Here is a 21,087-nt window from a genome sequence, read left to right as displayed (position 1 = left end):
TAACCTCTTGTTATTTCGAAACAAAAGACCCTTGTTCGAGGCGTATTGCCGTGCCCGTGGCTGAGTTAGCATCGCCCCGAATTTAACCGGCTACTGGGGTCTTCATGAGCAAAGGCTATTGTTCTGCGCTGCTGATCAGCGCTGTCGCATGGATTCACATGGGCCTGGCACAGGCTGGCGCGATTGACGACGCCGTTCGACGCGGCGCGCTCAAGGTCGGCACCACGCCCACCTACGTGCCCTTCGAAATGACCGATAAACAGGGACGCATCGTCGGCTTTGAAATCGACCTGCTCAAGGTCATGAGCCAAGCCTTGGGGGTCGAGCTTGAATTGGTCACTGTGCCCTACACCGAGCTGGTGGCGGGGTTGCAGGCAAAGAAATTCGACCTGATCGGCAGCGGCATGACCGTCACCCAGGAACGCAACCTCAAGCTCAACTTCAGCGACTCGTTCATCGTGGTCGGCCAGTCGGTGGTGTTGCACCCAAGGCTTCTGGGCAAGGTCAGCAGTGTCGAGGACCTGGATGACGCCAGTTACCGGATCGCCACCACCGAAGGCACCACGGGTGAGGCGGCAGCCCGACGGTTTTTGGGGGCGGCCCGCATCAGCAGTTTTGCCACTCCGGAAGAAGGGGTACGCCAGGTGTTGGCGGGAGCGGCCGATGCTTTTATTCATGACGCACCCTACAACCTGATCGCCCTGAGCCGCCCGGAAAACAGCACGCTGCTGGCACTTGAGCAACCCTTTACCTTCGAACCCTTGGCGTTCGGCTTGAAAAAGGGCGATTTCGACAGCCTCAACTGGATCAACCATTTTCTTAATCAAGTGGCCCAGGATGGGACCTACGATCGCCTGCACGACAAGTGGTTTAAAGACACCGATTGGTGGGTGGAAATCGACTGAAAGTCATAACTGCTTACACATCAACCGGTTGCCGGTACTCCTCTGCGTAAGTGTCTGCCCCTGAGCTTTGCCGCACCGATGTGGGGCTTTTCCGACATATGCCGATAACAAATAGCCGTGAAACCTTTGTGACGAGCAACGAGTGGGTTAGGATCGCACCCCGAAATGGTGCAGCCCTTTTGCGCGCCGACCTTACAAGAATCGTTCAGGGGACTTGATGATGAAAAAGTATCTTTCGATGCTGCTGCTCGGCGTCACCGCACTGGTCGCGGCCACTGCGGCCCAGGCGGGTGCGATCGATGATGCGGTCAAGCGCGGCACGCTGAAAGTCGGCATGGACCCGACCTACATGCCGTTCGAAATGACAGACAAGCGCGGTGAAATCATCGGCTTCGAAGTCGACATCCTCAAGGCCATGGCCAAGTCCATGGGGGTCAAGCTGGAGCTGGTATCCACCGGCTACGACGGCATTATCCCCGCCTTCCTGACCGGCAAGTTCGACATGATCGGCAGCGGCATGACCCTGACTCAGGAACGCAACCTGCGCCTGAACTTCAGCGAACCCTTCATTGTGGTCGGCCAGACCCTGCTGATCCGCAAGGAACTGGAAGGCACCATCAAGTCCTACAAAGACTTGAACGACGAGAAATACCGCCTGACCTCCAAGCTGGGCACCACCGGTGAGATGGTCGCCAAAAAGCTGATCTCCAAAGCCAAGTACCACGGTTACGACAACGAACAGGAAGGCGTGCTGGACGTGGTCAACGGCAAGGCCGATGCCTTTGTGTATGACGCGCCGTACAACGTGGTTGCCGAGAAAAAAGTCGGCAATGGCAAGCTGGTGTTCCTGGAAGAACCCTTCACCTTCGAACCCCTGGCGTTTGGCCTGAAGAAAGGCGACTACGACAGCATCAACTTCATCAACAACTTCCTGCACCAGATCCGCAACGACGGCACCTACGATCGCATCCATGACAAGTGGTTCAAGAGCTCCGAGTGGCTCAAGGACATGGAATAAGGCTGGCGCGCGCCCGACTCTTTTGGATACTGAGTAAATGAAACAGAAAAAAGCCCAATGGCCCTGGCACCTGCTGACTGTGGTTGTGCTGGTTGGCCTGGCCGGTGCGCTGTACTACGCCACCTCGCTGATGTCCTACGAATGGCGCTGGAACCGCGTACCGCAGTACTTCGCCTACCAGGCTGAAGAGTCCCAACGCGCCGCTGACATCTCCACGGTTGTCGAGTTGGTCCGCAAAGGCGACGTCGCCGAAGTGACCTTGCGCAACGACGCCGGCACCGAGCAAAAGCTGACTGTTGCCGACAACAGCCTGCAAGTGGCGCGCGGTGACGATGTCGCCGAAGGCGATGTGGTGGGCGTGACCCGGCATTGGGCGTTGGGGCCATTGATGTGGGGTTTGTGGACCACGCTATGGTTATCGGTGGTGTCCGGAATCCTCGGCCTGGCGATTGGTCTGGCGACCGGCTTGTGCCGCTTGTCCAGCAACCCGACCTTGCGTGATCTGTCGACGATCTACGTCGAGCTGGTGCGCGGTACGCCGCTATTGGTGCAGATCTTCATCTTCTATTTCTTTATTGGCACGGTGCTCAACCTGTCCCGGGAATTCGCCGGGATTGCGGCGCTGTCGCTGTTTACCGGTGCCTATGTGGCTGAAATCGTCCGCGCCGGTGTGCAGTCCATCACCCGTGGCCAGAACGAAGCCGCGCGCTCCCTGGGCCTGAGTGCCAGCCAGTCGATGCGCCATGTGGTACTGCCGCAGGCGTTCAAGCGCGTGCTGCCACCGCTGGCCGGGCAATTTATCAGCCTGGTCAAGGACACGTCCCTGGTGTCGGTGATCGCGATTACCGAATTGCTCAAGAGTGGCCGTGAAGTGATCACCACTTCATTTTCGCCGTTTGAAATCCTGTTCTGCGTGGCAGGCCTGTACCTGCTGATCAACCTGCCGCTGTCGAAAATGGCCAGCCGGCTTGAGCGGAGGCTCGCGCAAAGTGATTGAAGTTCGCGATCTGGTAAAAGTTTTCGACACCCGTGGCCATGTGGTCCGTGCGGTGGACCATGTGACCACCCAGGTGGCCAAGGGCGAAGTGCTGGTGGTGATCGGCCCGTCCGGCTCCGGCAAGTCCACGTTCCTGCGTTGCCTCAACGGCCTGGAGGAGTTCGACTCCGGCTCGGTGAGCATCGACGGCTTGCAACTGGCCGACCCGAAGACCGACGTGAACGCCTACCGCCGCGAAGTCGGCATGGTGTTCCAGCACTTCAACCTGTTTCCGCACATGACCGTGCTGGAAAACCTGTGCCTGGCGCAGAAAGTCGTGCGCAAGCGCGGCAAGCAGGAGCGTGAGGCCAAGGCCCTGGCGCTGCTGGAGAAGGTCGGCATTGCACAGAAGGCCAATGAGTTCCCCTCACGCTTGTCCGGTGGCCAACAGCAACGGGTCGCGATTGCCCGGGCGTTGGCCATGGAGCCCAAGGTGATGCTGTTTGATGAGCCCACCTCGGCCCTCGACCCGGAAATGGTCGGCGAAGTGCTGGACGTGATGAAGACGCTCGCCTTGGAGGGCATGACCATGGTCTGTGTGACCCACGAAATGGGCTTTGCCCGTGAAGTGGCGGACCGCGTGCTGTTCTTCGATCATGGCAAGTTGCTGGAAGATGCGGCCCCCGCCGAGTTCTTCGACTCACCGAAAGACCCTCGCGCCCAGGCGTTCCTGCGCCAGGTCCTGTAGTCAACACTTCCAGAGCGCTAAAAGTTGACCTGTAGTGAGCGAGCTTGCTCGCGCTGGGCCGCGTAGCGGCCCCCATAAACCCATCCGCGTTTTTAAGCCAAATCGCAGTGGCAGGTTTTTAGGGCCGCTTCGCAGCCCAGCGCGAGCAAGCTCGCTCGCCACAACAAGCCAGTCGCCACACATGTGGTGAGTCTCAGAGCCTGAATTTGCCGACCAGTGTCTGCAGGTCAAGGCTCAATCTTGTCAACTGAACGCTCGCCGCCGCCGTTTCCTCGCTGGCGGCTGCGGTTTGTTCGGAAACATCCCGTACTTTCAACACACTGCGATTGATCTCCTCGGCCACGGCGCTCTGTTGTTCGGCGGCGGCGGCAATCTGCTGGTTCATTTCCTGGATGATCGATACCGTCCGGGCAATCGCCCCCAGTGCGTCGCCGGCGTCGCGGGTCAGGCCGACGCTGTGGTCGGTCAGGTGGCGGCTGCTGTCCATGATGTCGGCCACCTGTTGTGTACCGGCGTGCAGGCCGCTGATCAGCCTTTCGATTTCTTCGGCCGATTCCTGTGTGCGTTGCGCCAGGCTGCGTACTTCATCGGCTACCACCGCAAACCCTTCACCGGCATTGCCCGCGCGTGCGGCCTCGATGGCCGCGTTCAGCGCCAACAGGTTGGTTTGCTGGGACACGGACTTGATCACGTCCAGCACACTGCCGATTTTTTGGCTCTCCTGCTGCAGTGCCAGCATGGCGCGGCTGGACAGGGCCATTTCACTGGCCAGATGGCCGATCTCCTCAATGGCTTGTGCAACCACCTTGTCACCGGCGCAGGCCTGTTGGTCCGCTTCATTGGCCGCGATAGACGCCTGCTCGGCGTGCCGGGCGACTTCCTGGGCGGTGGCGAGCATTTCGTTCATGGCGGTGGCCACCTGATCGGTTTCGTCCTTTTGGTTGCTGAGCCCGGCGCGGGTCTGCTCGGAGACAGTGGACAGCTGTGTGGCGGCACTGGCGATTTGTCGGGCGCTGTCGCCAATACCGCTGATCAGGCCGCGCAGGTTATGCGTCATTTGCCCGATACTGTGCTGTAACTGGCCTAATTCATCCCGGCGAGAGGTGCTGGTGGTGGTGCTCAGATCGCCCTCGGCGATCCGATTAGCCGTCAGCAATACTTGGCGCAGCGGTACGACGATCTGGCCCGCGATCAACCAGGCGGCCAGGCTGCCCAGTAGCAGTGCGGCGACGGTGACATTCAGCAGCAGGGTACGCGCCAGGCTCGCTTCGTTGTTTCGCTTGGTGCTCTGGTCTTCGCTTAACTGGTCGCTTTCCTTGAGCAACTGATCCAGTTGCTGTTCGAGTTGGAACTGCCGGGCTTCAGTACTGAGTTGGGCCTCCTTGAGGTCGGTCAGATGAGTCCGATAGTTGAGCAGGACCTTTTCCAGTGCGGCGCCGTTGACGGGCAATGCAGTGACTGCTTTCTGGGTGCGGTCCAAGGTTTGGATCGCAGTATCGACACTGTCGACATAGGCCTCCAAAGAGGCGGCGGCCCAAGCCTGGGCCTGGGCACGATCTTCGGCTTGTTCCAAGGCGTGGCGCAGTTGTTCGATGGCCTCCAGGGCGTTTTCATCATCTTGGCTGGGCAGATCGCTGGTGAGTTCGGCAAGCGCGTCGCTGGTCTCTGCGGCGCTGCGCTTGAGCTGTGCACGGGTGTTTTCACGGTGTTTGATCAAGCTGTCCAGGCCATTCAGGGCGGCTTTGAAGCTCGCCGCAAAGTCCCGGCTGTTCTGCAGTTGGCGTTGGTTGAGCGGGTCGGTAAAGCGTGGTGAAAGCTCAGTCAGGATGCGGTCGATCTTCTCCATGTGCGAGCTGATCCTTGCCAGGCTCTCCGGGTTGCTGAGGGTCCGGTAAAGGATGCGATCAGCGCGCAACTCTTCGCCGACAATCGCGAGTTGCGAGAGGATTGTCAGTTTCTGTGAGCGATCGACCGATTTGTTCAAGGCTTGCCAGCCGGTTGACGCGATGATCAGGCTGAGGGCCAGCACCAGGCCAAAGCCCAGGGCAAGTTTCAGGGCGATGCTGGTGTTTTCCAGCAGGCGGGTCAGTGGACTAAACATAGTGAACCTCCAACGAATCAAAGATAGCGTTTCGAGATTCCGGCTGACGCGGGTCAGGGGAAGTTGAAACGCTACTTTTTTCGCCGCCATACAAGTCGGTTCACGACCTGAAAAGCGTGTAGGAAATTTCACAAATTGTCGGTGGCGACCCTGATGGCCGCCACGCGGGGATCAAACCTTGAAGCGGCCTACCAGGGTTTGCAGGTAGATACCCAGGCGCGCCAGCTCAGCGCTGGAGGCTGCGGTTTCTTCGCTGGCCGAAGAGGTTTGTTCCGACACATCGCGCACGTTCAACACACTGCGGTTGATCTCCTCGGCCACCGCGCTTTGCTGCTCGGCCGCCGTGGCGATCTGCGAATTCATCGCCTGGATGGTCGAGACCGTACGGGTGATGTTCGCCAGGGCGCTACCGGCACGGCGGGTCAGCTCGACGCTGCTGTCGGTCAGGCCACGGCTGTTGTCCATGATGCTTGCGACCTGTTGGGTGCCGTTTTGCAGGCCGACGATCAGCTCTTCGATCTCTTCGGTGGACTTCTGTGTGCGCTGGGCCAGGCTGCGTACCTCGTCCGCCACCACGGCGAAACCTCGCCCGGCTTCGCCGGCACGTGCGGCTTCAATCGCGGCGTTGAGGGCCAGCAGGTTGGTTTGCTGGGCCACGGACTTGATCACGTCGAGCACGCTGCCGATTTTGTCGCTTTCGCGCTTCAGGTCGCCCATGGCCGCCGTGGAGTTGCCCACTTCGGTGGCCAAGCGTTCGATCTGGGCGATGGCTTCGCCGACCACTTTGTCGCCTTCACGGGCCTGCTGGTCAGCGGCCACGGCAGCTTCGGAGGCTTCCTCGGCGTTGCGCGCCACTTCTTGCACGGTGGCGGCCATTTCGTTCATGGCGGTGGCGACCTGGTCGGTCTCGACTTTCTGGCTGTTGACCCCGGCGCTGGTTTGCTCGGTCACGGCGGACAGCTGTTCAGCGGCGCTGGCGATTTGGGTGACGCCGTCGCTGATGCCACCGATCAGCTCACGCAGGCCGACGGTCATGCTTTGCATGGCGCGTTGCAGTTGACCCAGTTCGTCCTGGCGTAGAGAGGTCAGGTTGTGGCTCAGGTCACCCGAGGCCACGCGTTCGGCCACCTGGAGTGTCTGGTTGAGCGGGATGATGATCTGGCGGGTGATGGCCCAGGCGGCGACGAGGCCGAAGATCAGCGCCAGTACGGTGGCCAACAGCAACAGCTGCTTGGCGTTTGCGGCATCGGCGTCACGCACCACCGTTTGCGAGGTGGTCAGCTTGTTACTGCGGTCCAGCAATATGTCGCCCTGCACGCCCATGATTTTCAGCGCTGCAGCGCTGGCAACCTGAGAGTCGCGGTATTGGCTGACCGCTGCGCGATAGGCTTGCAGTGACACGCTGGCCTGTTGCAGGTTGGTCGAATATTGTTCAGGGATTTGGCCCGTGAGGCTGGCGATTTTTTTCAGGGCATTGTCGATGGCGTCCAGCGCGGGCTGCTCTGCTTCGACCTTGCCGCTGTAGGTATAGCCGCGCACCTGAAAGCGCGCTTGCTGGATCAATTTGCTCACATCAACAACGCTGTTGAACTGGCTGACGTTGTCACCTTGCAGCAGGGATTTTTCGACTTCGTTTACCTTGAGTACCGCGTTGTCAGCGGTATCGCCCAATTTGCTACGGGCGTTTTCGCGATTGGCTCCGGCCTGGACCATGGCATCAAATGCCCGCTTGTACTGGTCGACCCCTGCCAGTTGATCATCGATCAGAGCAATATCGGCGGGCTGCTCGATTAGCGTGCGCGCGGTTTTCAGGCCACCTTCCAGCTTGCCAAGCAGCTCATTGACGGCTGCCGGCCCCTGTTCGCCACGGCGCATTTCGAAGTCCAGGCGCGCAATGCGCAGGTCCTTGCTCAGGTCGTTGAGGCTGGCGATATAACCCAGTTTGTCCCCGCGACTGATCACGCCTGAAAGCCCGGTCCAGCCGGTGAAGGTGATCATTAGCGTCAGCAGTAATACCAGGCCGAAGCCCACGCCAAGTTTGGTTTTGACGCTGACATTCCCCAGCTTTTCGGCTAACCAACGATACATACTGCAAACTCCCGTGGAACAAGGCTTGGACTTATTCACGGGTTATCGGCAGATACGCAGGAATCTGTAGTGACACAGGGGAGCTGCGTCGTTTGCCAGGTTTGTGGTTAGAAGAGCCGGGCGAGCAGGGCGGTGACGGCCGTTTCGACCCGTAGGATGCGTGCACCGAGTTGCACCGGCTGCAGCCCTGCTTGGGTCAGCAGGTCCACTTCGTAGGGAATCCAGCCACCCTCAGGCCCGATCGCCAGGGTCACCGGCTCATCCAGCCCACGTGGGCACGCCGGGTAATCGCCTGGGTGACCGATCAGGCCCAGGGTGCCTTCGGTCATGGCCGGCAGGCGGTCTTCGACGAAGGGCTTGAAGCGCTTTTCGATAACAATCTCGGGTAACACCGTGTCTCGGGCCTGTTCCAAGCCGAGGATCAATTGCTCGCGAATCGCCTCGGGCTCCAGGAACGGGGTCTGCCAGAAGCTCTTCTCGACCCGGTAGCTGTTGACCAGCACCACCTTGGGCACGCCCATGGCGGCCACGGTCTGCAGCACCCGGCGCAGCATTTTCGGGCGCGGCAGGGCCAGCAGCAGCGTCAGCGGCAGTTTGGCCGGTGGAGGTTGGTCGAAGCTCACTTGCAGTTCGGCTTCGCGGGCTTCCAGGCGCACCAGTTGTGCATTGCCCATCAACCCGCCGATGCGCCCGACACGCAGGCTGTCGCCTACGACGGCGCGGTGGACTTCCTGCATGTGCACCAGGCGCCGATCACGCAGCACAACACGGTCGGCCGCGATAAAGTCGGCCTCTTCCAGCAGCAGCAGGTTCACGGCTGGGTCGCTGGCGGCTGGTCGTCGTCGGCGGTTTGGTCATCCGGGTGTTCGCCGCGCTTGGTGATCAAGCTGCTGAACAGGATGCCAATCTCGAACAGCATCCACATCGGCACGGCCAGCAGGGTCTGGGAGAAAATATCCGGCGGGGTGAGGATCATACCGACCACGAAGCAGCCGATGATCACGTAGGGGCGGATCTTCTTCAGGTATTGCACGTTGACCACGCCGATCCACACCAGCAACACCACGGCCACCGGGATTTCGAAGGCCACGCCAAAGGCGAAGAACAGCGTCATCACGAAGTCGAGGTAGCTGGTGATGTCGGTCATCATTTCCACGCCGGCCGGGGTGGCGGCGGCGAAAAATTTGAAGATCAACGGGAACACCAGGAAGTAGGCGAACGCCATGCCGGTGTAGAACAGCAGGATGCTCGACACCAGCAACGGCACCGCGATGCGCTTCTCATGCTTGTACAGGCCCGGCGCGATAAAGCCCCAGATCTGATGCAGGATCACCGGGATCGCCAGGAACAGCGAGACCATCATGGTCAGCTTCAACGGCGTCAGGAACGGTGATGACACATCGGTGGCGATCATCGTCGCGCCGGCCGGCAGGTACTGGCGCAGCGGCGTGGAGACGAAGGTGTAGATCTGCTGGGTAAAGGCGAATAACCCGGCAAAGATGATGAAGATGGCCGCTACGCAACGCAGCAGGCGGGTACGCAGCTCGGTGAGGTGCGAGACCAGCGGCATATGCTGGTCGTTTTCCGGTTTATCAGCGCTCATGGGGCTCGCGGCGGCAATGTGGGGTCATGGGGCGCGGGCGACGCGGCAGGCGTCGGCGCAGGCTCGGTTGGCGCGGTGGGCTGCACGGGAGCGGCCTCAACGGTTGGCGCGATGGTGTTGTCAGCCACCGGCTCCACCGGTTTGGCGGGTTCCTGCACGGGTGACAGAATCTTCCGGGCTTCCTGCTCCAACGACAGAATATGTTCGTTGTGCAGTTGCCGGCGGATTTCGTCGGCGCCGATTTCCCTTTCAACTTCCTGTTTGATGGCGTTGAAACTGCGTTTCAGGCGCCCGATCCACAGGCCGGCCGTGCGTGCCGCACCGGGCAGGCGTTCCGGCCCCAGTACCAGCAGGGCTACCAGGCCGACGAGCAGCAGTTCAGAGAAGCTGATACCAAACATTAGTCAGTGCTCACGAGTCTTTGCGGGTCGGCTCTTCGACTTTTTCAGCCTGCACGTCGAAGGTACGACGCTCGGTGATCGGCTGGGTGGCCTGCGGGTGCACAGGCTGGGCCGGCGGTACGGGATTGACCACCGGGTCGGCCGGTTTTTCGTCGTCGTTCATGGCTTTACGGAAGCCCTTGATCGACTCGCCGACGTCGGTGCCGAGGTTCTTGAGTTTCTTGGTGCCGAATACCAGTACCACGACCACCAGAATGACGATCCAGTGTTTCCAGTCAAAAATGCCCATGCTGCAATTCCTCAGTCAACGTTATTCAAGCGGACGGGCGCGAAGCCTTTTCGGCATGCCCGGACAAGCCGAAGCGACGGTCCAGTTCATCCAGCACTGCCTGTGGATGCTGCCCCAGTTGGGCGAGCATGACCAGGCTGTGGAACCACAAGTCGGCGGTTTCGTAGATCACATCGCTGCAGTCGCCGCTGATTTGCGCGTCCTTGGCGGCGATGATCGTCTCGACGGATTCTTCGCCGAGTTTTTCCAGGATCTTGTTCAAGCCCTTGTGGTACAGGCTGGCGACGTAGGAGCTGTCGGCGTCCGCGCCTTTGCGGTCTTCCAGCACCTGGGCCACACGGTTCAGGGTATCGCTCATGTTCAGTGTCCTGCCGAGTAGATGGCGTGCGGGTCTTTGAGCACCGGCTCCACGACTTTCCATTCGCCGTTCTCGAACACGCGATAGAAGCAGCTGTGACGGCCGGTGTGGCAGGCGATGTCGCCGATCTGCTCGACCTTGAGGATCACCACGTCGGCGTCGCAGTCGATGCGCATCTCGTGCAGGGTTTGCACGTGCCCGGACTCTTCGCCCTTGCGCCACAGTTTGCCACGCGAGCGTGACCAGTAGATGGCGCGCTGCTCAGTGGCAGTGAGGCTCAGGGCCTCGCGGTTCATCCAGGCCATCATCAGCACGCGCCCGGTCTTGTAGTCCTGGGCAATGGCCGGCACCAGGCCGTCACTGTCCCACTTGATCTCGTCCAGCCAGTCTTTCATGTTCGGCTCCGGCAATTTGCGACAGTGTATAACCGGATTGGCTATCGACGCACGATCAGATAAACACCCACGGCGACCATGATGCCAGCCGGCCAGTGGCCCAGTTGGTTCAGCGGACCACCGATGGCCAGCATCACCCCGCCGACCAGGTGCGCAGCGCCCAGCAGGCGCAGGAACCAGTCGTCCTTGCGCTTCTTCCAGGGCGGCGCCGGGTCCTTGGCGTGGGGCTGGGACATGCGCTCCAACAGGTCGCGGGTCATGTTGGCCAAGTGCGGCAGTTGTTCCATCTGGCTGTGCAGGTTGCCCAGCATGGTTTTCGGGCTCATCCGCTCGCGCATCCAGCGTTCGAGGAACGGCTGGGCGGTATTCCACAGGTCGAGGTCCGGGTACAGCTGGCGGCCAAGGCCTTCGATGTTGAGCAGGGTTTTCTGCAACAGCACCAACTGTGGCTGCACTTCCATATTGAAGCGCCGCGCGGTCTGGAACAGGCGCATCAAGACCTGGCCGAAGGAAATATCTTTTAACGGTTTTTCAAAGATCGGCTCGCACACGGTACGGATCGCCGCTTCGAATTCGTTGAGCTTGGTCTCAGCCGGCACCCAGCCCGAATCGATGTGCAATTGCGCCACGCGCCGGTAGTCGCGCTTGAAGAAGGCGAACAGGTTGCGGGCCAGGTAGTCCTGGTCTTCCGGCGTCAGGCTGCCGACGATGCCGCAGTCGATCGCGATGTACTGCGGGCTCCACGGGTTGACGGTGCTGACGAAGATATTGCCCGGGTGCATGTCGGCGTGGAAGAAACTGTCGCGGAACACTTGGGTGAAGAAAATCTCCACGCCACGCTCGGCGAGCATCTTCATATCGGTACGCTGGTCGGCCAGCGTCGCGAGGTCGGTGACCTGCACGCCGTAGATGCGCTCCATCACCAGCACTTTGGGGCGGCACCAATCCCAATACACTTGCGGCACGTACAGCAGTGGCGAGCCTTCGAAGTTGCGCTTGAGTTGGCTGGCATTCGCGGCTTCGCGCAGCAGGTCGAGTTCGTCGTAGATGGTTTTTTCGTAGTCGGCGACCACATCCACCGGGTGCAGCAGGCGCGCATCGGCCGAGAAACGCTCGGCAGCGCGGGCGAGAATGAACAGCCACGCCAGGTCCTGGCCAATGATCGGCTTGAGGCCGGGGCGGATCACCTTCACCACCACTTCTTCGCCGGTCTTGAGCTGCGCCGCGTGCACTTGTGCGACCGAAGCAGAGGCCAGCGGGTCGACGTCGAAGCGGCTGAACACCTCGCTGATCTTCTTGCCCAGCTGTTCTTCGATGAGCTTCATCGATTGCTGGGAATCGAACGGCGGCACGCGGTCCTGCAACAGCATCAGCTCGTCGGCGATGTCTTCGGGCAGCAGGTCGCGGCGGGTCGAGAGGATCTGCCCGAACTTGATGAAGATCGGCCCCAGGTCCTGCAACGCCAGGCGCAGGCGCGCGCCACGGCTCAGCTCCAGCTGTTTGCGCGGGAACCAGCGCCACGGCAGTACATAACGTACAGCGAGCAGGAACCACGGCAGCGGCAGGGCGAACAGCAGGTCATCGAGGCGGTAGCGGATTACGACGCGCTGGATACGAAACAAACGGCGGACGGCGAGCAGCTTCATGCGTTATCGCTTGGATCAAGGGAACGGCTCAGGCGCTCGAAGCGGGCCTCGAGGCGTTCCAGGTCGATTTTGGCCTTGTCGAGTTCACGAAAGCGCGCTTGCGCTTCCCGTTCTCCGACCAGGGTGCGCGATTCTTCGCTCAGGTATTCGGCGAGGTTCTGGTTGAGGCTGGCGAACCCCTGCTGGTACCAACGCGAGCGGCTGCGCAGGTGCCCGCTGATCAGCTGGGTGGCGACGGGGCCGATCCAGCGCGACAGCTCGTATTCCCAGTCCAGCTCCAGGTCCTGCAGCACGGCGGCCAGGTCCATCAGCACCGAGCTGTCACCTTCCAAATGCACTTCAGTGCCGTGGAGGATGGCGGTTTTGTTGCGGCTCAGCGCCAGGTGCAACAGGCTGGACGCCGGCGCACGCAGGGTGCAATCGGCCTCGGCAGCCCATTGGGTCGCGAGCAGCAGGCCTTCATCGCTGGGCAGGATAAACAGCTGCAAGGCGGGGCTGCTGCAGTCGACGGCGATGACCTTGCCGTTCAAGTGCGCAAGCCGCGCCAGGGCGGTGCTGTCCAGGCGCAGCACACGGTTGAGGCCGTGTTCGACGCTGGCGAGAAGACCCTTGAGCAGCATCAGGGCTTGATGCCGCGGTGCAGGGCCACGATGCCCGAGGTCATGTTGTGGTAGGTCACGCGGTCGAAACCGGCCTCTACCATCATCGACTTCAGGGTTTCCTGATCGGGGTGCATACGGATCGATTCGGCCAGGTAGCGATAGCTCTCGGCGTCATTGGTGATCAGCTTGCCCATCAACGGCATGAAGGCGAAGGAGTAGGTGTCGTAGACCTTGGACATCAGCGCGTTGGTCGGCTTGGAGAACTCCAGCACCAACAGACGGCCGCCCGGCTTGAGGACGCGCAGCATCGAGCGGATCGCGTCTTCCTTGTGGGTCACGTTGCGCAGGCCGAAAGCGATGGTCACGCAATCGAAGTGGTTGTCGGGGAACGGCAGCTTTTCCGCATCGGCCTGGACGAATTCGATATTGCCGGCCACACCCTTGTCGAGCAGGCGGTCACGACCGACCTTGAGCATCGAGCCGTTGATGTCCGCCAATACCACTTGGCCGGTCGGACCCACGAGCTTGGAGAATTTGGCCGCCAGGTCGCCCGTACCGCCGGCGATATCCAATACGCGGTTGCCGGTGCGTACACCCGACAGCTCGATGGTGAAGCGCTTCCACAGGCGGTGCATGCCGCCGGAGAGCACGTCGTTCATCAGGTCGTACTTGGCCGCTACGGAGTGAAACACCTCAGCGACTTTTTCCGCTTTCTGGCTTTCCGGGACGTTCTTGAAGCCGAAGTGAGTGGTGGGTTCGGCATCGCTGCCTTTGCGCTGATCAGTCATATCGCTGTCACCAAAAGAGAATGCGGGACATGATAATCCCCAAGGCCTGCTTTGTCTTGGCAAGGCTGAAGGTAAGATGGGCGGTCACCGAGACCTTTTGCCGCATCGAAGGTATCCAAGTCCCTATAAAGAGGAGTCATTGCAATGGCCCGTATAACCGTTGAGCGTGCACATTCCCTGGGTAAAGAAGGCGCACGGGCAAAGGCCGATAAGTTGGCGCTCAAACTCAAGGAGCAATATGGCCTGGAGCCTTCGTGGTCCGGCGATACCTTGAACCTCAAGCGTTCGGGGGTTAAAGGCACGGTATTAGTCGCCGATGATTCGCTGCGCATTGATGTGGAACTGGGGCTGTTGATGTCGGCCATGAGTGGCACCATCAAGTCCGAAATCGAGAAGGCCCTGGATAAGGCGCTGGTTTGATCCGATTGTTCTTAGGGTGCCGATTCTAATTTTCCAGCCTACTTTGTGCCCAAGCCCTCAACTCCTGTGGGCCGTTCCTCCCCCCTATTTTGCGTGAGGTGCACCATGGCCAAAGTTATCCTGAAGAAAAAAATCGACGCCCAGACCACTACCCTGAGTGACGTTAAATCCTACGCCCGCAAGATCTGGCTGGCAGGACTCGGTGCCTACGCCAAGGTCGGAAGCGAGGGCAGCGAGTACTTTAAAGAGCTGGTTAAGTCGGGCCAACATGTTGAAAGTAAAGGTAAAAAAGTTGCAGTTGAACAACTTGAGGCCGCCAACAGTCAGATTGACCAAGTAAAGAGTAATGTCTCCTCTGTCAAAGGTCTGGTAGAAGTTCAGCTGGATAAAGTTGAAAAAGCTTTTGATACTCGTGTTGCAAGTGCCTTGAATCGAATCGGCATTGCGTCTAAACATGACGTGGAGACACTCTCTGCTAAGCTCGAAGAGCTGACGGCATTGCTCGAACGTGTCGCGCGTAAACACTAAGGAGACATCGGGATGGCTGTTAAAAAGACTACTCAGAAAGAAGGCAGCTCGTGGGTCGGGGAAGTTGAAAAATATTCCCGTAAGATCTGGCTTGCTGGTTTAGGCGTGTACTCGAAGGTTAGCAGTGACGGTGGCAAATACTTCGAGACTTTGGTCAAGGACGGCGAGAAGGCCGAGAAACTGACCAAAACCACGGTTGGTAAAAAAGTTGAAGCCGCCAAGGCAACTGCCGGTTCCGCCAAGTCGAGCATTTCTGACACGTGGGGCAAGTTGGAAGAGACTTTCGACAAACGCCTCAACAGTGCCATTTCGCGACTGGGCGTGCCGAGCAAAGCTGAATTGAAAACGTTGCACAGCAAGGTTGATACCCTGACCAAGCAAATTGAAAAACTCACCGGCGCCAAAGTGGCTCCGGCGAAAACCGCAGCGGCCAAACCGGCTGCCAAGCCTGCCGCTAAAACGGCCGCTGCCAAACCGGCTGCAAAAGCTGCCGCCAAGCCCGCCGCCAAAGCTGCCGCTAAGCCAGCAGCCAAGCCAGCGGCCAAAACCGCAGCCGCTAAGCCGGCCGCCAAGCCTGCTGCTAAACCGGTAGCGGCTAAAGCGGCTGCCAAGCCTGCCGCTAAACCCGCAGCCAAGGCAGCAGCAAAACCTGCCGCCAAGCCTGCGGCCAAAACCGCCGCTGCAAAACCCGCTGCCAAACCGGCCGCTGCGAAACCTGCAGCCAAGCCCGTCGCCGCGAAGCCGGCGGCCAAGCCTGCCGCAGCCAAACCAGCGGCAAAACCTGCCGCCGCGAAGAAGCCTGCCGTAGCGAAAAAACCAGCAGCACCGAAGCCTGCTGTTGCGGCCAAGCCTGCTACCGCGCCAACCGCTTCCACAGCCAACTCGGTGTCCGCACCGACCCCTGCTGCTGTGACCCCGACTGCAACGCCGGCAACCCCGACGCCATCCAGTCAGTCCTGATCTTTTCAGGGCACAAAAAGTGCCCGGCCTGCAAAGGTCGGGCATTTTTTATGTGTGGGGGTCATCGAGGTATTTCAGCGCGAACTTCTCGGTTGCCTGCCGCGCCGGTGGCAGCAAGTGCGGCGCTACCAGCATCATGATCTGGTAGACCACCACCTGCACCTCACCTTCGCGATCGAGGATCCGCTGGTAATCCAGGGAAAACAGCAGGGTCAGGGTGATCTGCTCCACCAACTGCCCCAACGCCTGGGTGCCGCTGACCAACTGGCCCGCCGCCTTCAACCGCGCGAGCAATGACGCCAGCGTACGTTTGAGCGCCGTCAGCAGGTTGCGAATGCCCTTGGCCAATTTCGGCAGGCGCCCCGCCAGATTCGACAGGTCTTGAAACAGAAACCGGTAATGGGCCATGCGCTCGACGATCAGGTGCAGGAACAGCCAGTAATCCTCGGCTTCCAGTTGGGCATCCGCCGGCGGGTCGAGCAAGGGCGCCAGCTCATTCTGGAATCGCTCGAACAGCCCGAGCACCAGTGGCTCCTTGCCATGGAAGTGGTAGTAGAGATTGCCGGGGCTGATCCCCATTTCATTGGCCACCTCCATGGTCGACACGTTCGGCTCGCCCTTCTGGTTGAACAACTGCAGGGCACATTCAAGGATACGGTCGCGCGTCTTCATCCAGTCTTCTTAATGTGATCGTTGAGCTCAGCGCACCCGCACATAGGTGCCCGGCGCCGCTTCCATCGGTGGGTAATTCTGGTTGCCCAGGGCGGTGAGGGTTTCGCGTTGTACGCCTGAGCGCTGCTGGATCCACTCCAGCCACTGCGGCCACCAACTGCCTTCGACGTGGTTGGCGTCGTAGTACCAGGCACGCGGGTCGCTGCTCAGCTTGGGGTTCTCGACGTAGTTGGCCTTGGGGTTGCCCGGTGGGTTGAGAATGCTCTGGATATGCCCGCTGTTGGACAGCACGAAGCGCCGCTCACCGCCGAGCAATTGGGTAGAGCGATACACCGCGTCCCATGGCGTGATGTGGTCGTTGATCCCGGCCACGCTGAAGCTGTCTACCGTGACCTTTTGCAGGTCGATGGGTGTACCGCACACCTCCAGCCCACCGGGGTGGCTGAGCGGGTTGTGCTTGAAGAAGTCCAGCAGGTCACCATGCAGCGCGGCAGGCAGGCGCGTGTTGTCGTTGTTCCAGTACAGGATGTCGAAGGCCGGCGGTTCCTTGCCCAGCAGGTAGTTGTTGATCCAGTAGTTCCAGATCAGGTCGTTGGGGCGCATCCAGGCGAACACCTTGGCCATATCGCGGCCGTCGAGCACGCCTTGCTGATAGGAGCGGCGCTTGGCGGCTTCCAGGGTTTGCTCATCGGCGAACAGCGTGGCGGGGCTGTCGATCTGGCTGTCCAGCAGGCTCACCAGGTAGCTGGCGCTGGAGATCCGCCGCAGCTGGCGTTTGGCTTGCAGGTGGCCTTGCAGGGCGGCAATGGTCAGGCCGCCGGCGCAGGCGCCCATCAGGTTGACTTCGCGGGCGCCAGTGATGGCACGGCAGACGTTGAGCGCTTCTTCCAGCGCCGCCACGTAAGTGGAGAGACCCCATTCGCGATGCCGCACATCCGGGTTGCGCCAGCTGACCATGAACGTCTGCAGGCGGTTTTTCAGGGCGTATTGCACAAAACTGTTGGCCGGGCTCAGGTCGAAAATGTAGTACTTGTTGATTTGCGGCGGCACGATCAGCAAGGGCTTGGCGTACTGTTTTTCGCTCATGGGCTTGTACTGGATCAGCTCCAGCAGCTCATTGCGAAACACCACTGAGCCGGGCGTGGTGGCCACGGTTTTGCCGACTTCAAAGGCCTGCTTGCTGACCTGCCGCGGCAGGCCGTTGTTGTGCAGCAGGTCGTCGAACAGGTTGCTCACGCCACGCACCACGCTGTTGCCGCCGGAGTTGAGCAGCTCCTTGACGGCCAGCGGGTTGAGCAGGGTATTGGAGGGCGAGACCGCATCGTTGAACAGCGAGAAAGCAAAGTTCGCACGGGCGCGGTCATCGGCACTCAGCGTGCTGTCATCGATCCAGTGACGGGTCTGTTTCTGCCAGGCCAAATACGCTTGCAGGCTGCGTCGGTAGAACGGGTTGAGCTTCCACGTCGGGTCAATGAAGCGGCTGTCGTGAGGGTTGGGTTCATGCACCGTCTCCCCCAGCAGGACGCGACCCAGTTGACCGCCCAGCGCCAGGGCGTGACGGGCGGTATGCACCGGGTTTCGCAAACCATGGGCGGCAACGCTGCGCAGGGTCGACAGCAAATCCCGACCCCGCAGGCCGGTGATTGCATTTTGCGCATTGATGAACGCGGCAGGGGTGGGCGCCGGGTTCGTCACGGGTCTTTCTCGCATGAGCCAACACTCCTTCGTCAAGCCATCAACAGGCACGCCAATTCAGAACCATAGTCGGTTCTCGGCAAGTTGCGCGGCAGTGTGGTCCTTACACTGCCGGTCGCGGGTGAATCACCGCGCGCATACGCTCCTCCTCGAGAAACTTCATGATGATCGGTGCAACGGCTTCGGCCCGGGTGATCAGGAACAGGTGGCCGTCATCGATGATGTGCAACTGTGCATTGGGGATGCGCCAGGCGAGCATGCGCATGTTGATCAGTGGGATCAGCGGGTCGTCGTCTCCCGCCAGCACCAGCGTCGGTTGGCGGATCTTGTGCAGCCAATGGATGCTGGTCCAGCCCAACCCGGCGAACAGCTGCCAGTAGTAGCCCAGTTTGCCCGCTGAGCGCACTTTGCTCGCGTGCTCGGCGGCCAGTTTCGAATCGCGGCGGAACGAGCCGCCGTAGATCATCGGCGCAATGCGCACCACGTGGGACGGTTGGATGTAACGGCGTGGGCTGGCCATCAGCCACAGCACTTTGGGCTTGCCCGGCACCATCACCGCACCCGCCGCCGTGGCCGCGAGGATCAGCTTTTTGCAGCGCTCCGGGTAGTCGTAGGCAAATTGCTGCGCCAATGCGCCGCCCCAGGACACGCCCACCGCATTGACCTGGCCATAGTCCAGGTAATCGAGCATGCGTGCGGTGAGTTTGGCCAGGCCGGGAAAACGGTACGGCCGGTTCGGTGTGGATGAACCGCCCACGCCGGGCACGTCGAAGGCGATCACTTCCAGGTCCGGGTCCAGCGCCTGGACGAACGGAAACACCAACTCAAGGTTGGCGCCGATGCCATTGAAGATCAGCAACGGCGTCAAGTGAGGCTTGCCCGGGCGTACCGCCGTGCGGATGGTCTGGCCATCCAGGTCGATGGTACGGAAGATGAACGGTTGCGGCATGCTCAAGCCCTGTGAAATGGTGGGGTTGGAATGCAATCAATGTGGGAGGGGGCTTGCCCCCGATGCAGGGTGTCAGTCAGTACATCTGTTATTGATGCGCCGCCATCGGGGGCAAGCCCCCTCCCACCTTTGAACGCATTTCAATCTAGCGCTCGTGTACATATGTGCCTGGCGCCGCCTCTGCTGCGGTGTAGGTTTTGTTACCCAGGCTTGTGGGTGCCTTCTTCATCTTGCCCGCCCGCTCCGACTGCCACACTTGCCAGTGCAGCCACCACGAATCCGTGTGCTTGGTCGCATTCTCCTGCCACTCAAGCGGCTTGCCCGCCAGGCTGTCGCTGGTCTGGTAGCGCGCCTTGGGGTTGCCCGGTGGGTTGAGGATGCTCTGGATATGCCCACTGCTGGACAGCACGAACTCGACCTTGCCACCAAACAGCTGTGCCGACTTGTAGCAGGACTGCCACGGCGTGATGTGGTCGTTGGTGCCGGCCAGTGAGTAGATATCGGCGGTGACCTGCTTGAGGTCGATAGGCGTGCCGCACACTTCCAGGGCGTTGGCGCGCACCAGTGGGTTATTTTTGAACAATTCGATCAGGTCGCCGTGGAACGCGGCCGGCAGGCGTGTGGTGTCGTTGTTCCAGAACAGGATGTCGAACACCGGCGGCTCGTTGCCCAGCAGGTAGTTATTGACCCAGTAGTTCCAGATCAGGTCATTGGGGCGCATCCAGGCAAACACCTTGGCCATGTCGCGGCCTTCCAGCACGCCGGCCTGGTAGGAGTGGCGCTTGGCCGCTTCCAGGGTCTGCTCATCGACGAACAGCGCCACCTGGGTGTCCAGGGTGGTGTCCAGCACGCTCACCAGCAGGGTCAGGGCGTTGACCTTCTTCTCCCCCAGCGCGGCGTAGTGGCCCAGCAGGGCAGTGCAGGTGATGCCGCCGGAGCAGGCGCCGAGCATATTCACGTCTTTGCTGCCGGTAATCGCTGTGACCACGTCGACCGCTTCCTTCAGCGCTTCGATATAGGTCGACAGGCCCCACTCGCGCTGGGCCTTGGTCGGGTTGCGCCAGCTGACGATAAACGTCTGTTGGCCATTGCGCAGGCAGAAGCGCGCCAGGCTCTTCTCCGGGCTCAGGTCGAAGACATAGAATTTGTTGATCTGCGGCGGCACCACCAGCAGCGGGCGTTCGTGCACCTGTTCGGTGATCGGCTTGTACTGGATCAGCTCCAGTACGTCATTGCGAAACACCACCGCGCCTTCGGTGGTGCCCAGGGTCTTGCCCACTTCAAAGGCGCCCATGTTGACCTGGCTCGGCATGCCGCCGTTGTGCACCATGTCCTTGGCCAGGTGGGACAGGCCATCGAGCAAGCTCTTGCCGCCGGTCTCAAAGAAGCGTTTGACCGCCGCCGGGTTGGCCGCGCTGTTGGTGGGGGCCATGGCTTCGGTCATCAGGTTGATCACGAAGTGGCCGCGGCTGATGTCCTGTTCCGACAGGTTGCTGTCGCCGATCCAGTCGTGCAGTTCCTTGCGCCACGCCAGGTAGGTTTGCAAATACCGTTTGTAGAGCGGGTTCTGGCTCCAGGCCGGGTCGTGGAAGCGGCGGTCGTCGCTTTCGGGGGTCAGTTGGGATTTGCCGAACATCACGTTCTTCAACTCGACGCCAAAATGAGCCACGTGCTTGACGCTGTGCAACGGTTGCTTGATGGCTTGGGTCAGCACCATCTTCGCCGACGCCAATAAATCCTTTTTGCGTAACGCGATGATCGGGTTAAGCCCCAAGGTGTTTTCCGAGGCCTGGCGTTTCAAGTCATCGTTGTTCTTGTTACTCATCTACGACGCTCCATTGTCCGAAAGACGAGTACCGGGTACCGCTGCGTACGAAGTTTCGATACACAACACAAGCCTGGTACTGCGACTCGGGTGACCGTTGATACCGCATCGTCAAATGCA

At 60.5% G+C, this 21,087-nt stretch carries 22 protein-coding genes and 1 pseudogene; 7 read left to right on the top strand and 16 right to left on the bottom strand.

All coding sequences use genetic code 11. The annotated features are described in order from the left end of the window. The first annotated feature begins 104 nt into the window (after positions 1-104). The 4 genes from BM403_RS11980 (at position 105) to BM403_RS11965 (ending at position 3,647) form a co-directional block, all read left to right on the top strand. On the top strand, positions 105-905 hold the full coding sequence (locus tag BM403_RS11980; RefSeq protein WP_012721786.1) for a transporter substrate-binding domain-containing protein: 801 nt from the start codon (positions 105-107) through the stop codon (positions 903-905). Positions 906-1,125: 220 nt separating this feature from the next. Beyond that, entirely contained in the window at positions 1,126-1,923 is a 798-nt protein-coding gene (locus BM403_RS11975; protein ID WP_046034015.1) for a transporter substrate-binding domain-containing protein, read from the top strand. Positions 1,924-1,960: 37 nt separating this feature from the next. Next, positions 1,961-2,920 (top strand): amino acid ABC transporter permease, encoded by a 960-nt coding sequence (locus tag BM403_RS11970; protein WP_012721788.1) that lies wholly within the window; start codon positions 1,961-1,963, stop codon positions 2,918-2,920. Next, positions 2,913-3,647, top strand: a complete 735-nt coding sequence (locus BM403_RS11965) for an amino acid ABC transporter ATP-binding protein (protein ID WP_032890203.1) — start codon at positions 2,913-2,915, stop codon at positions 3,645-3,647. The genes BM403_RS11970 and BM403_RS11965 overlap by 8 nt, the downstream gene beginning before the upstream one ends. 193 nt (positions 3,648-3,840) lie before the next feature. Here the strand turns inward: BM403_RS11965 and BM403_RS11960 are convergent, their stop codons facing one another. The 12 genes and pseudogenes from BM403_RS11960 to ubiE form a co-directional block, all read right to left on the bottom strand. Then, positions 3,841-5,748, bottom strand: coding sequence for a HAMP domain-containing methyl-accepting chemotaxis protein (locus BM403_RS11960; RefSeq protein ID WP_093542901.1), 1,908 nt, complete (start codon positions 5,746-5,748; stop codon positions 3,841-3,843). Between the two features lie 171 nt (positions 5,749-5,919). Beyond that, positions 5,920-6,624: a methyl-accepting chemotaxis protein gene (locus BM403_RS32500; RefSeq protein ID WP_371914020.1), complete on the bottom strand. Its 705-nt coding sequence runs from the start codon at positions 6,622-6,624 to the stop codon at positions 5,920-5,922. Positions 6,625-6,825: 201 nt separating this feature from the next. Next, positions 6,826-7,746: pseudogene (locus BM403_RS32495) on the bottom strand (methyl-accepting chemotaxis protein); the annotation flags it as partial. A 197-nt stretch (positions 7,747-7,943) separates the two neighbouring features. Next, the gene (locus BM403_RS11950; RefSeq protein WP_012721792.1) at positions 7,944-8,651 is read right to left on the bottom strand and encodes a 16S rRNA (uracil(1498)-N(3))-methyltransferase; all 708 of its coding nucleotides are present in this window, start codon (positions 8,649-8,651) and stop codon (positions 7,944-7,946) included. Next, entirely contained in the window at positions 8,648-9,439 is a 792-nt protein-coding gene (gene tatC, locus BM403_RS11945; RefSeq protein ID WP_012721793.1) for a twin-arginine translocase subunit TatC, read from the bottom strand. Before tatC ends, BM403_RS11950 begins: the two co-directional genes overlap by 4 nt. Next, positions 9,436-9,840 carry a Sec-independent protein translocase protein TatB gene (tatB, locus tag BM403_RS11940; protein WP_012721794.1) on the bottom strand — a complete coding sequence of 135 codons (405 nt, stop codon included), beginning with the start codon at positions 9,838-9,840 and terminating at the stop codon, positions 9,436-9,438. The genes tatC and tatB overlap by 4 nt, the downstream gene beginning before the upstream one ends. A 10-nt stretch (positions 9,841-9,850) precedes the next feature. Further along, positions 9,851-10,129 carry a twin-arginine translocase TatA/TatE family subunit gene (locus BM403_RS11935; protein ID WP_012721795.1) on the bottom strand — a complete coding sequence of 93 codons (279 nt, stop codon included), beginning with the start codon at positions 10,127-10,129 and terminating at the stop codon, positions 9,851-9,853. Between the two features lie 25 nt (positions 10,130-10,154). Beyond that, positions 10,155-10,487 (bottom strand): phosphoribosyl-ATP diphosphatase, encoded by a 333-nt coding sequence (locus tag BM403_RS11930; protein ID WP_003209299.1) that lies wholly within the window; start codon positions 10,485-10,487, stop codon positions 10,155-10,157. Positions 10,488-10,489: 2 nt separating this feature from the next. Further along, entirely contained in the window at positions 10,490-10,882 is a 393-nt protein-coding gene (hisI, locus tag BM403_RS11925) for a phosphoribosyl-AMP cyclohydrolase (protein ID WP_012721796.1), read from the bottom strand. 41 nt (positions 10,883-10,923) lie between these two features. Further along, positions 10,924-12,528: a ubiquinone biosynthesis regulatory protein kinase UbiB gene (ubiB, locus tag BM403_RS11920; protein WP_093542897.1), complete on the bottom strand. Its 1,605-nt coding sequence runs from the start codon at positions 12,526-12,528 to the stop codon at positions 10,924-10,926. Beyond that, positions 12,525-13,148: a ubiquinone biosynthesis accessory factor UbiJ gene (locus BM403_RS11915; protein ID WP_012721798.1), complete on the bottom strand. Its 624-nt coding sequence runs from the start codon at positions 13,146-13,148 to the stop codon at positions 12,525-12,527. The genes ubiB and BM403_RS11915 overlap by 4 nt, the downstream gene beginning before the upstream one ends. Then, entirely contained in the window at positions 13,148-13,918 is a 771-nt protein-coding gene (gene ubiE, locus BM403_RS11910) for a bifunctional demethylmenaquinone methyltransferase/2-methoxy-6-polyprenyl-1,4-benzoquinol methylase UbiE (protein WP_003171186.1), read from the bottom strand. The genes BM403_RS11915 and ubiE overlap by 1 nt, the downstream gene beginning before the upstream one ends. A 144-nt stretch (positions 13,919-14,062) precedes the next feature. On the opposite strand from ubiE, the gene BM403_RS11905 reads away from it, so the two are divergent. The 3 genes from BM403_RS11905 to BM403_RS11895 all read left to right on the top strand — a co-directional run bounded on the left by BM403_RS11905 (position 14,063) and on the right by BM403_RS11895 (position 15,826). Beyond that, on the top strand, positions 14,063-14,338 hold the full coding sequence (locus BM403_RS11905; RefSeq protein ID WP_012721799.1) for a polyhydroxyalkanoic acid system family protein: 276 nt from the start codon (positions 14,063-14,065) through the stop codon (positions 14,336-14,338). Between the two features lie 105 nt (positions 14,339-14,443). Further along, positions 14,444-14,866, top strand: a complete 423-nt coding sequence (locus tag BM403_RS11900; protein WP_012721800.1) for a phasin family protein — start codon at positions 14,444-14,446, stop codon at positions 14,864-14,866. Between the two features lie 12 nt (positions 14,867-14,878). Further along, positions 14,879-15,826, top strand: coding sequence for a phasin family protein (locus BM403_RS11895; protein ID WP_012721801.1), 948 nt, complete (start codon positions 14,879-14,881; stop codon positions 15,824-15,826). A gap of 48 nt (positions 15,827-15,874) precedes the next feature. Here the strand turns inward: BM403_RS11895 and BM403_RS11890 are convergent, their stop codons facing one another. The 4 genes from BM403_RS11890 to phaC (BM403_RS11875) form a co-directional block, all read right to left on the bottom strand. Next, on the bottom strand, positions 15,875-16,498 hold the full coding sequence (locus tag BM403_RS11890) for a TetR/AcrR family transcriptional regulator (protein WP_012721802.1): 624 nt from the start codon (positions 16,496-16,498) through the stop codon (positions 15,875-15,877). A 27-nt stretch (positions 16,499-16,525) separates the two neighbouring features. Next, positions 16,526-18,208, bottom strand: a complete 1,683-nt coding sequence (phaC, locus tag BM403_RS11885; protein WP_012721803.1) for a class II poly(R)-hydroxyalkanoic acid synthase — start codon at positions 18,206-18,208, stop codon at positions 16,526-16,528. Positions 18,209-18,296: 88 nt separating this feature from the next. Further along, complete coding sequence (phaZ, locus tag BM403_RS11880) at positions 18,297-19,142, bottom strand: poly(3-hydroxyalkanoate) depolymerase (RefSeq protein ID WP_016979176.1); 846 nt, start codon at positions 19,140-19,142, stop codon at positions 18,297-18,299. A 145-nt stretch (positions 19,143-19,287) separates the two neighbouring features. Then, entirely contained in the window at positions 19,288-20,967 is a 1,680-nt protein-coding gene (gene phaC, locus BM403_RS11875; protein ID WP_093542895.1) for a class II poly(R)-hydroxyalkanoic acid synthase, read from the bottom strand. Positions 20,968-21,087 lie beyond the last annotated feature (120 nt).

Origin of the sequence: Pseudomonas sp. OV546 (genome assembly GCF_900116845.1) — a bacterium.
In the GTDB taxonomy this organism is placed as follows: Bacteria; Pseudomonadota; Gammaproteobacteria; order Pseudomonadales; family Pseudomonadaceae; genus Aquipseudomonas; species Aquipseudomonas petroselini.
The sequence above is the reverse complement of the archived record's forward strand: the minus strand, read 5'-3'. Positions and strand labels throughout refer to the sequence as shown.

Excerpts from the sequence above, each read along its gene's own strand:
- BM403_RS11980 (WP_012721786.1), top strand. The coding sequence starts at position 105 with ATGAGCAAAGGCTATTGTTCTGCGCTGCTGATCAGCGCTGTCGCATGG.
- BM403_RS11975 (WP_046034015.1), top strand. The coding sequence starts at position 1,126 with ATGAAAAAGTATCTTTCGATGCTGCTGCTCGGCGTCACCGCACTGGTC.
- BM403_RS11970 (WP_012721788.1), top strand. The coding sequence starts at position 1,961 with ATGAAACAGAAAAAAGCCCAATGGCCCTGGCACCTGCTGACTGTGGTT.
- BM403_RS11960 (WP_093542901.1), bottom strand. The coding sequence starts at position 5,748 with ATGTTTAGTCCACTGACCCGCCTGCTGGAAAACACCAGCATCGCCCTG.
- BM403_RS32500 (WP_371914020.1), bottom strand. The coding sequence starts at position 6,624 with ATGGCCGCCACCGTGCAAGAAGTGGCGCGCAACGCCGAGGAAGCCTCC.
- tatC (WP_012721793.1), bottom strand. The coding sequence starts at position 9,439 with ATGAGCGCTGATAAACCGGAAAACGACCAGCATATGCCGCTGGTCTCG.
- tatB (WP_012721794.1), bottom strand. The coding sequence starts at position 9,840 with ATGTTTGGTATCAGCTTCTCTGAACTGCTGCTCGTCGGCCTGGTAGCC.
- BM403_RS11935 (WP_012721795.1), bottom strand. The coding sequence starts at position 10,129 with ATGGGCATTTTTGACTGGAAACACTGGATCGTCATTCTGGTGGTCGTG.
- BM403_RS11930 (WP_003209299.1), bottom strand. The coding sequence starts at position 10,487 with ATGAGCGATACCCTGAACCGTGTGGCCCAGGTGCTGGAAGACCGCAAA.
- hisI (WP_012721796.1), bottom strand. The coding sequence starts at position 10,882 with ATGAAAGACTGGCTGGACGAGATCAAGTGGGACAGTGACGGCCTGGTG.
- ubiB (WP_093542897.1), bottom strand. The coding sequence starts at position 12,528 with ATGAAGCTGCTCGCCGTCCGCCGTTTGTTTCGTATCCAGCGCGTCGTA.
- BM403_RS11915 (WP_012721798.1), bottom strand. The coding sequence starts at position 13,148 with ATGCTGCTCAAGGGTCTTCTCGCCAGCGTCGAACACGGCCTCAACCGT.
- ubiE (WP_003171186.1), bottom strand. The coding sequence starts at position 13,918 with ATGACTGATCAGCGCAAAGGCAGCGATGCCGAACCCACCACTCACTTC.
- BM403_RS11905 (WP_012721799.1), top strand. The coding sequence starts at position 14,063 with ATGGCCCGTATAACCGTTGAGCGTGCACATTCCCTGGGTAAAGAAGGC.
- BM403_RS11900 (WP_012721800.1), top strand. The coding sequence starts at position 14,444 with ATGGCCAAAGTTATCCTGAAGAAAAAAATCGACGCCCAGACCACTACC.
- BM403_RS11895 (WP_012721801.1), top strand. The coding sequence starts at position 14,879 with ATGGCTGTTAAAAAGACTACTCAGAAAGAAGGCAGCTCGTGGGTCGGG.
- BM403_RS11890 (WP_012721802.1), bottom strand. The coding sequence starts at position 16,498 with ATGAAGACGCGCGACCGTATCCTTGAATGTGCCCTGCAGTTGTTCAAC.
- phaC (WP_012721803.1), bottom strand. The coding sequence starts at position 18,208 with ATGCGAGAAAGACCCGTGACGAACCCGGCGCCCACCCCTGCCGCGTTC.
- phaZ (WP_016979176.1), bottom strand. The coding sequence starts at position 19,142 with ATGCCGCAACCGTTCATCTTCCGTACCATCGACCTGGATGGCCAGACC.
- phaC (WP_093542895.1), bottom strand. The coding sequence starts at position 20,967 with ATGAGTAACAAGAACAACGATGACTTGAAACGCCAGGCCTCGGAAAAC.